The organism is Arenibacter amylolyticus, from assembly GCF_002150785.1.
GTDB lineage: Bacteria > Bacteroidota > Bacteroidia > Flavobacteriales > Flavobacteriaceae > Arenibacter > Arenibacter amylolyticus.
On record NZ_MTAZ01000034.1, the window covers coordinates 118,276 to 132,553 of the forward strand.

The window sequence follows — 14,278 nt, forward strand, 5'->3', positions numbered from 1 at the left end:
TCAATTATTCTTCTATTGTATATCCAGTATTTTGTCGATAAACATCTTGTTTTGAACGAATAAGGTAGGGTCTTCTTTCGTCCAGTTGTTATTAGGTTATCTTTGTATAGGACTATATGAAGACAAGGTGGCTGTCGCTATTCTTCTAAATCTGGATATTATGAAAAAGATCTACTCCCCAACCTATTCTACAGTATTAATAGAATTCCTTCAACTTATTTCCAGTATAAAACCCTTTCTTGGTACCAAGCTAAAATATGGTTTATTATCCTTGTTGGCTTTCTGGATAACGTATAACTCTACCCTGCATGCGCAACTCCCAGATTCCCTTAAAAATAAATTTCAACAAGTAAATTTACTTACAGGTCTTAAGAATGCGACCACCATGAAATTTGCTCCTGATGGAAGGATTTTTATTCTAGATAGGTATGGGGAAGTTCTAATCTATAAAACGGATACCCAAACGGCATTGTCGGCTGGGACAATTCCAGTATTTCATGAGTTGGAAGATGGGCTGTTGGGGTTAGCCTTTGATCCGGATTTCTTAAACAATGATTTTGTCTATATATATTATTCACCATCCGGGCTAAATGCTAACCGGGTTTCTCGGTTTAAAATGGACGGGGATGACCTTAATCAATTATCAGAGGTGGTGATGTTGGAATGGGAAACCTCCCGTACGGCAAAGTTTCATTCCGGAGGGGGGCTCGACTTTGATTCCCAAGGGAATCTTTACATAGCAACCGGAGATAATACGGGCTACGATAACCCATATGCAGCTTGGAATGAAACAGAATCAGATCATAGTGCGGAAAAGTCCTCCTCCAATACCAACGATTTAAGGGGAAAAATATTACGGATTAAACCCCAACCGGATGGGACTTATACCATTCCTTCGGGAAATCTCTTTCCCGAAGGAACACCTTTAACAAAACCTGAAATTTATGTGATGGGAGCGCGGAACCCTTATCGCATATTTGTGGATAAGACAAATACAGATTGGTTGTTTTGGGGGGAGGTTGGTCCTGATGCCAATGAAGCCAATGCACTTGGTCCAGAAGGGTTGGATGAAATGAATTTAACCAAATCGGCAGGAAACTATGGATGGCCGTATTTTTCAGGAGATAACAATCAAGCATATCAAATCCCATATAGAACGCCCTCGCCATACTACAACGATCCGGCAGCTCCAGAGAATACCTCTGTCTGGAATACCGGTGCTACGGTATTGCCCCCGGCCCAACCTGCCTGGATTGAATTCTTCCATAAGAGTTATTTTGCGGGTCCTAGATATTATCACGACGCCAATTTAACCGATGAACAACGGTTTCCAGAAGAATTGGATGAAGCGTTTTTTTACTACGATTTCAACACTAGTAAAATTTGGACAGTAACAATGGATGCTCAAGGTAATATCTTGACGGATGAGCCCTTTGCCCCTAGCATATTTCCTACAACAGCAGACGGATTTATAGATATGGCGTTTGGCCCCGATGGCAAGATGTATATACTCGCCTATGGAGCCGGCTGCTGCCCTCAAAATGTAGGGTCCGGTAAGTTAATTCGGGTGGATTATACCGGGATCACAACTAATGCCCCGCCCAATGTACGTATTTCAGCAGATACCAATAATGGATCCTTACCATTAACAGTCAACTTTTCCAGCGCAGGAACTACAGATCCTGATGGTGACAGCCCTCTAATATTTAGTTGGGATGTTAACGGGGATGGAAATACGGATTATACGGTAGAAAACCCTACCCACACCTATCTGGTTGAAGGAACCTACAACGTACAGCTTAAAGTTGACGATGGAAATGGAGGAATTGGAGTTAATAATATTACTATATATGCGGGTAATAATGCAGCAGAGTTTACCTTTAATAGTCCGCCAGATGGAGGCCTAATGAATTGGCAAGATGATATTCAGGTTGATCTTTTGGTTACTGACGAGGAAGATGGCACTATTGATTGCAATAACGTGAATTTAGTTCCATCCTTAGGGCACCTTAATCATTTCCATGATGAGGAGACCCTAAACGGTTGTCCAAAATCTATTACCTTAGACGTAGGTACTGGGCATGGTGCTGATGGGGATACGGATATTTTTTATGTATTGAATACCAACTATACTGATTCAGGTGGTTTGCAGGCTTTTGATCAGATTGTATTGCATCCCAAAAGGAAGGAAGCCGAGTTTTTTGATACTCAAGAGAATACTCGTATTATTCCCAACACTGATCCATTAGAGGGTGGGTTTGAAGCTATAGAGGTAGATAATAATGGTTATATCTCTTTCTCGGGCAGAAATTTACAAAATATCGACGCTGTAAAATATAAAGTTGCTGCAGCCCAAGCTGGAGGTACTATAGAATTGAGGCAGGGTAGTCCAACAGGTATACTTTTGGCCACAACCAATGTGCCCGCAACCGGAGGGTTGGATTCTTGGGTATCGGTACAATCCCCAATTTCTGACCCTGGAGGTAAGAACGACTTGTTTTTTGTGTTTAAACATCCCAGCGCCACAACGGATATTTTTAATCTGAATTATGTGGAGTTTATGGGAGCGGGTGTTTCTATAGATAATTCCCCTCCTTTGGTGGGGAGTGTTACAGCAGTTGGGGCTTCTCAAGTTAAAGTTGTGTTCACGGAATATGTAACCCAAGCCACGGCAGAGCAGCTTTCTAATTACTCAGTGGATAATGGGATAACCATATCTTCTGCAGTATTGCAAACGGATGGTAGAACGGTTCTACTTGCGGTTTCTACATTGAGTTCGGATGTGGTGTACAATCTTCAAATTAGTAATGTGGAAAATACTTCTGGGCTTCCTATTGCCACCGATAGTTACCAATTCTCTACCATTAGTTCTACCAGAATTAATGTAGGAGGTAATGAGGGATCATTTAATTATGGAGATTTTATAGCCGATAAATTTTTTGGAGGAGGACAGCTTTACAGTATAACGGCCCCAATAGCTGGGACTAATGATGATGCTCTTTATCAAACGGAACGCTATGGGAATTTCACCTATGAAGTCCCCGTGCCAGTAGCAGGTGAATATGATATACGATTACATTTTGCAGAACTCTTTTTTGGAGTAGGAGGGCAATCAGGAGGGCCCGGTTCACGTATATTTAATGTAAGTATTGAAGGTGTTTCTGTGCTAAACAATTTTGACATCCTAGCAGAAACAGATCCAGCGACTGCCCTTCAAAAAGAATTTAATAATATAAGTATTACGGATGGCATTGCTAATATCCAATTTACCTCGGTTGTAAATAGTGCTAAGGTCGCCGCTATTGAGATATTACCCCCCGATACTTTTAGTGTAGAACCTAAAATCACCATTTTATCGCCTGAGTTTGGATGGAGCGTAAACCAAACCTTTGACATTCACTTTTCCGTAGAGAATTGGAAAGTTAAGGAAGGGGATACTCATATGCATTATTATATAGATGGAAATTTGGTAGCGCCACACTATAGCTACGAGCCACTTACCATTGAAAACCTCAATTTAGGGAGTCATACTATCCGCTTGGAACTTTTTGATGCCAATCATGTTCCAACGGGGATTTATGATGAAATAATGGTCTCGGTTACCGATCAGGGAGTGTGTAATAGCACTATTTTTCCAGACGCTTGGGCTGTTCACCAATTAGAAACTCACTCGCATACAGCAGTCTTTACCATTCCCCACTTCGATTTGGATGGGGATGGATTAAAAGATATTGTGACTGGCGGTTGGTGGTACAAAAATCCGGGTGCGGCTTCCGGTAACTGGGAAAAAAAGACCATTGGAGGTAATTTTGGGAACGTGGTTCATGTGTACGACTTTGATGGGGATGGTCATATGGATCTTTTAGGAACAGAGATCGGCCCGCCGGGAAGCGAGTACCAGAGTGAACGATTGTTGTGGGCTAAGAACGATGGCAATGGGAACTTTACAGTTTACAATAATATTCCAGTTGTGAATACGGGATATGGTGAACCTTTTTTAGCGGGTATTACCGGTGGCGATTTTGGACTGGGATCCCCTTACCAAATGGCAATTAACTGGAACGGTGCAGAATCTACCAATTTTCCGGTACAAATGTTGACACCCACTGCAGACCCCACTACAGGCACCTGGACCTTGGAAGCTATCAGCAATGACCCTTCTGGGGAAGATATAGAGGTAGGAGATATCGATGGGGATGGGAGGCTAGACCTTTATCAAGGAATCAACTGGTTGCGAAACGAAGGGGATGGCACCTGGACTACCTATCCAATAAATGTTGGGTATGCAACCACCCCAGACCGTATTCAATTAGCCGATTTTAATGGGAATGGAAGATTGGACGGTGTGGTTGGTCAATTAGGTCTTGGAACCGATCCAGACCGAATGCAGCTCGCCTGGTTTGAATCACCTGCAGACCCTACCCAACCATGGACAAAACACATCATTAGCAATTCTGTCAATGGAAGTTTAAGCCTTTTTGCCATCGATTTTGATTTTGATGGGGATATGGATATCGTAGTAGGGGAGTGGAATGGAAGTAAACGTCTCATTGCCTTTGAAAATGACCTATGTAATAGCGGACAATGGATCGAACATATTCTGGATGACGGATCCTTGAACCTAGAACATCACGACTCGGCCATGGTGGTGGATATTGACAACGACGGGGATTTAGACGTGGTTTCCAATGGATGGTTAAATAACAAAGGACCCCGTATTTACGAAAACACCACCCTTTCGCCACAACAACAAGATCCAGTTGCTGACGCCGGTGAGGATCAGGTAGTATTATTACCCACAACAAGCGTTACACTCAATGGAACAGGGAGCGATCCCAATGGCGGAACCGTAACCTTTTTATGGAATCAAGTAAGTGGCCCAAATACCGCTACGCTTAGTGGGGAAAATACCACCAATTTAAGCGTTACCGATATGGTGGAAGGTGTCTATGTATTTAGGCTTACAGTAACCAATAATAGAAATAATTCAGTTTATGATGAAGTAAGCGTTTCGGTGGAAGAAGAGGTGTTGGCAATACGGATCAATTCTGGTGGGCCAGCCTATACATTTAATATAGTAGAATGGGCGGCGGATCAATCTTTTACCGGTGGCACTACTTTCAGCAATAATATAGCGATAGCCAATACTTCCAATGATAAATTGTATCAAACAGAACGTTACGCATCCTCTGGTACCTTGGTCTATGATATTCCAGTCAACGATGGAACCTATGATTTAAATCTTCATTTCGCAGAGATATTCCATGGGGTGCCTGGTCAGGGTTCTGCAGGTGGGGAAGGTTCTAGGGTCTTTAATATAGAAGTGGAAAATGGTCAGGTGCAAATAGATAATTACGACATAGTGGCTGCTGCTGGTGGTAGTGCAACGGCAGTAATAGAACATTATGAAAATATTACGGTAAATGATGGTAGTTTAACAATTACCCTTACCTCCGTAGTGGATTTCCCGAAAATATCTGGAATTGAGGTCCTTAAATCGGGAGGTACTTCTGAATTACCTATCGTATCGGCAGGGAAAGACAAGTCACTTACCCTGCCTACCAATAGTATAGTTTTGGATGGGTCGGCCTATGATCCGGATGGAGGAGCTATTGTTAGTTACCTTTGGACACAGGAAAGTGGACCCAATATGGCAACCTTGTCCAATGAAACTACGGACAACCTTACCGTTAACGACCTAGTGGAAGGAACTTATGTTTTCCGCTTGACGGTGACGGACGATGAAGACGACTCTGCTTGGGATGAAATGGTATTAACAGTGCTGAGCGATCCCGTGCCATTTAGAATTAATTCTGGGGGTCCAGATTTTGAATTTAATGGTGAACTATGGAGTGCCGATCAATTCTTTAGCGGTGGAGGATTACATAGTAATGTAATTCCTATTGCTAATACAGAAAATGATACTCTATACCAGACAGAGCGATTTATTACAAGTGGTAATCTTATTTATGAAATTCCGGTTGACAATGGAAAACACAATGTAAGCTTGCACTTTGCCGAAATTTATTTTGGTGTCCCAAATGGGGATCCAAATGGTGGTGTAGGTTCTAGGGTGTTCCATATAGATGTTGAAAATGGAGCACAAAGAATAGAGAATTATGATATTGTGGTGGAAGCTGGTGGCAGTGCTACAGCTGTGATAGAGACCTTTTCTAATATTGAGGTGCAGGATGGGAACTTAACCATTACGTTAATTCCAGTTACTCAGTTCCCAAAAATATCAGGAATTGAAGTTACTGGCTCCCGTGTTCCGGAAGTTGATGCCGGTCCAGACCAGGCAATAGACTTACCTGAAAATACTATAATTCAAAACGGTTCTGGAAGAGACCCGGATGGTGGGGTCGTTACCTACCTCTGGACCCAGATGAGTGGACCTGGAACTGCTATACTAATGGGGGAAGATACGCCAGACCTAACAGCAAGTGAATTAATTGTAGGTACTTATGTTTTCAGACTTACCGTAACGGATGATGAGACTGATTCCAGTTGGGACGAGGTTACCATTACAGTAAATCCGAACCCAAACAATGAACCGCCAACGGCAGTGGCTACTGCAAATCCAATGAGCGGAACCGTGCCCCTTACCGTCTCATTTACCGGTAGTAATTCTACAGACGACGTACAGGTAACGGGCTATGAATGGAATTTCATGGATGGCTCTCCCTTGAGTACAGAGGCCGACCCCGTCCATGAGTTTACGGCCGTGGGGATTTATAGTGTTGAACTAACGGTAACTGATGGGACGTTCACCAATACCACCACAGTAGACATAATGGTGAACGCTGCAACAGGAAATGAGGCACCTATTATAACCAATCCGGGAACACAAACAGATCTGGAAGGGGATGAAGTAGCCTTACAAATTGAAGCTAATGATCCCAATGGCGATATTTTAACCTACACGGCTACCGATCTTCCAAGTGGATTAACAATAAATGCATCTACAGGACTTATAAATGGAACAATCGATGTAGGCGCTTCTAGCAATAGCCCTTATAATGTAACCTTAACAGTGATTGATGATGGATCGCCCACGGAATCGACCTCCATCTCCTTTACTTGGAATGTTGATCCAGCACCGGTAAATCAGGCTCCGGAAGTGACTAATCCTGGGGATCAAACCAATGAAGAGGGGGAGGTTATTTCCCTTGATATTGATGCCTCGGATTCTGAAGGGGATGTACTTACCTATACAGCCGTGAATTTGCCTAACGGTCTATCTATAGACCCGGTAATAGGACGGATAAGTGGTACCATTGCCGATGGTAGTGCGGATAATAGCCCTTACTCGGTAGAAGTAACAGTGACCGATGATGGAACACCTATAGAATCCACCACCATTTCATTTACATGGAATGTGGAGCCGTTAGTTATCAATATGCCACCGGAAATAACCAATCCAGGAACTCAGGACAATGTAGAAGGGGATGTGGTTTCACTACAGATTAATGCTTCAGATCCTGATGGGGACAATGTAACCTATGGGGCAGCTAATCTACCCAACGGACTTTTCATTGATTCTCAAACAGGACTTATAAGTGGTACCATAGCCGACGGTACTGCTGCCAATAGTCCATATTCTGTAGAGGTTACAGTGACCGATGATGGATCTCCAGCAGAATCCACCACCATTTCATTTACATGGAATGTTTCGGAATTTATTTCGAACCAACCTCCAATGGCAGTTGTTGAAGCTGATGAAATTATGGGTACGGCACCTTTAACCGTTACTTTTACGGGTAGTAACTCTACAGATGACATAGAAATAATAAGTTATTTATGGGACTTCCAGGATGGAGGCAGCAGTGATGAAGCTAATCCAGTTTACGTCTTTGAACAACCCGGGGTGTACAGGGTGAGCCTTACCGTCTCGGATGGCTCCTTAACAGATACAGCTTTTATTACAATCACGGTAACCTCAGAGGAGGAAGAGGAAAAGATTAGTGCATTGATTGCACCTAACCCCTCAAATGATACCGCTAAGGTTTTTCTATTAAACGTTCCAATAGATGATGAAGTAAAGGTCATCTACCTTCACGATGCTGCTGGTAAATTTATAAATAGCATGGTAGATCCCCAGATGACGGACGACCACTATGCGGTTCCAATTGCCACCCTCCGCGATGGAGTGTATTATATAACATTGGTAATGGGAAGTGATAAGGTGTTGCCCATTAGATTGTTAGTGAAAAATTAAGGACTCTATCTTTTATAGTATATAACTCAGAAACCCCCTCTTTAAATTTTAGCAATACGCAATTTAAAGGAGGGGTTTTTATCTTTCAAACATAGCCTAATATAATCTCCAAAAGATTATTGTTCTGTCATTAATAAAAATCTTCTTTGGTCTTTTCAATAATGGGTAAAAGCATCTTTAGTTGGCGCTTACTTATCTGTATTTCTTTAATTTGATTCAATTGATTGATATTGTGTACATCGGATGCTAAATAATCAATCAATCCATCCTGAATTAATTTATGCGCTTTTTTCTGTACTTCTTTTCCGTAAAAAGGACTTAAGGAGAGCAGATTCATTTGAAGCAAAATTCCCCTTTTTTTGTATTCCGAATATTTTGGGGAATTGTATTGCAAAAAGTTATACCGCTCTGGGTGAGCCAAGATGGTAAAATATCGATGGGAAGCAATTTTTTCCACTGCTTGATCAAAATGGAGTGGCGGCTGTAAATAAGACATTTCAATTAAGAGATATCTATTTCGTAAAGGCATTACCCTTTTTTGTTCTAAGAGCGTTTCAAAATTCTCATCTATCATGTGTTCTGCAGCAACATCTAGGCTTATCTCCTGCATTTCCCCCTGTTTTAGCTTATCCAGTACTTGTCCCTGTGCCTTTAGGATGGTTTCCTGATCATTGGGGTAATAATTATGCATAATATGGGGAGTGGCCACAAATTTCTTAATTCCCAAGGAAGAAAAGCCCTTAATCAATGCTAATGAATCTTCTACTGTTTTAGCGCCGTCATCTATACCTGGTAATAGGTGATTGTGTATATCTACAAAACCTGCCAGGTAGTCTGCTAGAAAAATCTTTTTACTAAAAAAATTGAACATGCATATTAATTTGGAATCAAAAATAGCACTTCTTGGATTAAAACGAAGACGATATCTATTTTGTAAATAACAATTTCCGATGTGCCTCTTTGTAATAGCTCATTTTCAGTCAATTACCTCAGGTGAGACCTATGAGCCTTCGGAAGGAAAATACCGATTAGAAATCGACCCAAGGGTCGGAGCAACTTGCCTGACGGCAGTCAGGTTCAAATCTCACTTAGGGAGTGAAGGCTATTATTGCTTATTGGCGTGAATTTAACCGTAGCCTGTTTTATATTATCACCGTATTTAAGGTGATTGAAGCGAGGAAGAATTAGTTAAGTATGATTTGTATTGAGAAATCAACACTTAAACGGCTATAAAGGTGAATAATCGATTATAGCTTAAAGCGCTTTTCTAATTAGTTGAATCGCTGTAAATTAGTTAATTAACTCCCCCGTTTTTACTTTCTAAGTCGTTCAGTTCATTTTAATTGAACAATTTACTTGTGGTATTTGTCTCCTAACCCAACTGATTATGAAAATAGAACTACCCCTTCATTCCCTTTCTTTAAAAACCTTTTCCTGCCTTCAATCCAAGAGAACGACGAAACATAATTTATGGTGCTGGTCGCTTTTTTTGATGTTCATGGTTTTAAGTGTTTCTCAAGTAAAAGCACAGTTGCCTGACGAATTTCAAAAGGTAGAACTTTTAACGGGTTTGGCGAATGCCACTACCATGAAATTTGCACCGGATGGAAGGATATTTATCATAGACCGGTATGGGGAACTTATAATTTATAAACCAAGTATCCAGTCTGCTGTTTCAGCAGGAACCTTACCAGTTTTCCATGGTTTTGAGGATGGTTTTTTGAGTCTTGCATTCGATCCCAACTTTGCGACCAATCAGAAAATATACATCTACTACTCCCTGGTTGCTACCTCTGCAAATAGGATTTCACAATTCAGTATGAATGGGGATCTACTGGATTTATCTTCCGAAGTACCAATGCTGGAATGGCCTGTGCAGCGAACTAATTCCTACCATGCCGGAGGGGACATGGCCTTTGATTCTCAAGGGAACTTGTATATCTCGATTGGTGATAATACCAATCATGGACTTTACGGGGCAATAGATGAAAATAATGAGAACAATAGCGCAGAGAAGAGCTCTTCCAACACCAATGATTACCGCGGAAAGATCTTGCGGATTACTCCCAATGCGGGTAATGGCAGTTATTCCATACCCAGTGGCAATCTATTTCCTGGGGGAGTGGGCGGCCTGCCCGAAATTTATGTGATGGGGGCGCGTAATCCCTACAGGATTTTTGTGGATAAGGAGAATACAGATTGGTTGTTTTGGGGGGAAGTGGGACCGGATGCTAATGTTCCTGGGCCTATGGGGCCGGAAGGTTTGGACGAAATAAACCTAACCAAAGCAGCAGGAAATTATGGATGGCCCTATTTTTCAGGGGTCGATAATGATGCTTACCAAGTTCCCTATAGAACCCCTTCGCCTTTCTACAATGATCCTTCAGCTCCCGAAAACACCTCCATATGGAATACGGGAGCTACGGTATTGCCCCCTGCACAACCTGCTTGGATGGAGTTCTTTCATAAAAGTTATTTTGCAGGCCCAAGATATTATTATGACCCTTCATCCACAGACCCACAGCGATTGCCGGTAGAGTTTGATGAACTATTTTTCTATTACGACTTTAATACCAGTAAGGTTTGGGCCGTAAAAATGGATGCATCCGGGAATATTATAAACAATGATCAAGTAGCACCAACAGTTTTCCCAAGTTCAAAAAATGGATTTATAGATATGAAAATTGGCCCTGATGGGCATTTGTACATTCTGGAGTATGGAACGGGATGTTGTCCGCAAAATGCGGGTACGGGGAAGTTGGTCCGTGTGGATTATACGGGCATAAGTTCCAATTCGCCCCCAAACGTAGTAATCAATGCCGATGTTACCAGTGGCTCTCTGCCCTTGACCGTAAATTTTACAAGTGCAGGAACCGTAGATCCTAATGGGGATACCTCCCTTTCCTATGCTTGGGATTTCCAGACAGATGGTAATGTAGATGCCACCACGGAAAACGCTTCCTTTACCTATACTGTGGCCGGCACCTATAATGCACAATTACAGGTAGACGACGGCAATGGAGGAGTAGGTGTCCAAAATGTAACTATCTACGCAGGGAACAATGCGGCCACTTTTACCTTTAACTCACCCCCAGATGGCGGATTTGTAGGATGGGGAGATGAAATTAATATTGACTTGGTGGTGAATGATCTGGAGGACGGTAGTACTGGTTCGGGCATAGATTGTGCCGATGTTTCCGTGGTACCTTCCTTAGGACACCTTAATCATTTTCATGACGGTGCCACCGTAGACGGATGTCCGCGTACCTTGACGCTGCAATACGAAGGCCATGATATTGATGGGGGAGCCGATCTTTTTTACGTGTTAGGAACCAATTATACCGATCAAGGCGGGCTACAGGCTTTTGATCAGATTCAATTGCACCCCAAACGCAAGGAAGCAGAATACTATGACACCCAAAACGGTGTTACAATTATCCCAAACACAGATTCTCAAATGGGAGGCATAGAAGCTATCCGAGTGAATGATAATAGTCACATTTCTTTTTCCGGTCGGAATCTTATGAATATAAATTCGGTTAGATATAGGGTGGCTAACACTGGTCCTGTAGGGACCATTGAAATGAGGACTGGTAGTAATAACGGGCCCCTGCTGGCTACAACTACGGTGCCGATTACGGGAGGTCTTAGTAATTGGGTAAATATTGAATCTACGTTTACCGATCCAGGGGGTAAGCACGATTTGTTCTTTATTTTTAAAAATGGAACGGCCACCCAGGATATTTTTGATGTGAATTTTGTAGAGTTTTTAGGTGCTGGGGTTTCTGTGGACAATTCCCCACCATTGGTTAATCAAGTAAGCTCCTTAAGTGAAACGGAAATAAGTGTGGAATTTTCCGAATATATGAATCAGGCTTCAGCCGAGACTCTTTCCAATTACTCCATTGATAACGGAATATCCATTTCTGGAGCAGTTCTTCAGCAGGATGGTAGAACAGTACTGCTCACCGTTTCTACTATGAGCTCCAATACTACTTATAACTTAACCATTAGTAATGCCCAAAATCAAGCAGGTCTACCTATAGTTACTGCTACCTATCCATTTTCTGCTCTTGGATCTATAAGGATTAATGTTGGTGGGCCTCAAGTAACTCATAATTCCGATATCTACGAAGCAGATCAATTTTCAACCGGAGGAAACTTGTATAGTGCATCTATCCCAATTGAAGGAACCAATGACGATGCATTATATCAAACAGAGCGTTATGGAATCTTTACTTATGAAATACCTGTGCCAGCAGCTGGAGAGTATACGATTCGCCTTCACTTTGCTGAACTCTATTTTGGTGTGGGGAGTCAACCTGGAGGTCCTGGATCGCGGGTATTCAATGTGAATATTGAAGGAGTCCAGGTTTTGACCAATTTTGATATTCTGGCCGAGACCAATCCTGCAACGGCGCTACAAAAGGAATTTAACAATATTACCATATCCGATGGTTTTGCAACCATACAGTTGCTTAAGGTAGTAGAAAATCCGAAACTATCGGGGATTGAGATTATGGCGCAAACCGCTACTCCCCCAACCCCAACCTTAACCATTACCTCCCCTAATAATGGCGCTTTTGTTAATCAGCCCTTTCAGGTGCATTTTACGGTAGAGAATTGGACTATAGAAGAGGGAGATACCCACATGCATTACGAGATTGATGGACAACCGGTAGGTCCGCACTATAGTTATGGACCAATCACAATAGATGGCCTAAGTTTAGGAGCCCATACCATACGTATAGAATTATATGATGTGGGGCATATACCCACAGGGGTATTCCAAGAAATAACGGTGAATGTAACGGATCAAGAAGTGTGCAATTCCACTCCCTTTCCAGATTCTTGGGCGGTGCATCAATTGGAAGCAAACCCGTATACCGCTGTTTTTACCATTCCGGATCATGACTTGGATGGGGACGGTCTCAAAGATATAGTGACTGGTGGTTTTTGGTATAAAAATCCAGGCTCTGCTTCTGGTAACTGGACAAAAACGGCAATTGGCGGTAATTTTGGAAATGTGGTACATGTGTACGATTTTGATGGGGATGGGCATCTGGATTTATTAGGGACGGAATATGGACCTTCGGGTAAAGAATACCAAAGTGAGCGACTCTTATGGGCTAAGAACGATGGGAGTGGAAATTTTACCGTTTATAACAATATTCCGGTGGTAAATAGCGGGTATAATGAACCCTTTTTGGCTGGAATTACAGGAGGCGATTTTGGCTTGGGAAGTCCTTACCAGATGGCAATTAACTGGAACGGCGCCGAATCTACGAACTTTCCGGTGCAAATGTTGACCCCTACCGCAGACCCTACTACAGGAACTTGGAGTTTAGTAGCCATAAGTAATGATCCCTCTGGGGAAGATATAAAGGCAGGGGATATAGATGGAGATGGGAAGCTGGATTTATTCCAAGGAATCAATTGGTTAAAGAACGAAGGCAACGGTACTTGGACTACCTATTCTACTGGGATTACATACGCAACTACTCCAGACAGGATACAATTGGCTGATTTTAATGGAGACGGTAGGTTAGACGGTGTAGTGGGACAATTGGGCCTAGGTAGTAATCCCAATAAAAATGAGTTTGCTTGGTTTGAAGCTCCTGCAGATCCTACACAGCCTTGGATAAGACATGTTTTGAGTACCTCGGTAAGTGGTAGCCTTAGTGTTTTCGCTGTGGATATTGACGAAGATGGTGATATAGATATCGTTGTAGGGGAGTGGTTGGGCAGTCGCCGATTAATTGCTTTTGAGAATGATCTTTGTAATACTGGGAATTGGATTACCCATATCTTAAATGATGGATCCCTAAACTTGGAGCATCATGATGGTGCGATAGTGACCGATATTGATGATGATGGAGATCTTGATGTAATCTCCAATGGATGGCTAAACCACAAAGGGCCTCGCATATACGAAAATACTACACAGTCCAGCGGGAGTCAAATTCCTATTGCGAATGCGGGTGCAGATCAGACCATTACCTTGCCAACTACTTCTAGCGCTACTTTTAACGGTACGGGCACGGACCCCGATGGAGGCGT

General features: G+C 42.4%; 3 protein-coding genes. 2 read left to right on the plus strand and 1 reads right to left on the minus strand.

All coding sequences use genetic code 11. From position 1 onward, the window contains the following. Positions 1–160: 160 nt before the first annotated feature. Complete coding sequence (locus tag BV214_RS12780; protein ID WP_140157761.1) at positions 161–8,218, plus strand: malectin domain-containing carbohydrate-binding protein; 8,058 nt, start codon at positions 161–163, stop codon at positions 8,216–8,218. A gap of 130 nt (positions 8,219–8,348) precedes the next feature. On the opposite strand, the gene BV214_RS12785 is transcribed toward BV214_RS12780, so the two are convergent. Further along, positions 8,349–9,089 (minus strand): tyrosine-protein phosphatase, encoded by a 741-nt coding sequence (locus BV214_RS12785; protein ID WP_086477902.1) that lies wholly within the window; start codon positions 9,087–9,089, stop codon positions 8,349–8,351. A gap of 516 nt (positions 9,090–9,605) precedes the next feature. On the opposite strand from BV214_RS12785, the gene BV214_RS12790 reads away from it, so the two are divergent. Continuing rightward, positions 9,606–14,278 (plus strand): PQQ-dependent sugar dehydrogenase (locus BV214_RS12790; RefSeq protein WP_140157762.1); only part of this gene is annotated, 4,673 nt, incomplete at its 3' end.

What these genes read in the sequence shown, in the direction of transcription:
- BV214_RS12785 (WP_086477902.1), bottom strand. Translation starts at nt 9,089, where the DNA reads ATGTTCAATTTTTTTAGTAAAAAGATTTTTCTAGCAGACTACCTGGCA.
- BV214_RS12780 (WP_140157761.1), top strand. Translation starts at nt 161, where the DNA reads ATGAAAAAGATCTACTCCCCAACCTATTCTACAGTATTAATAGAATTC.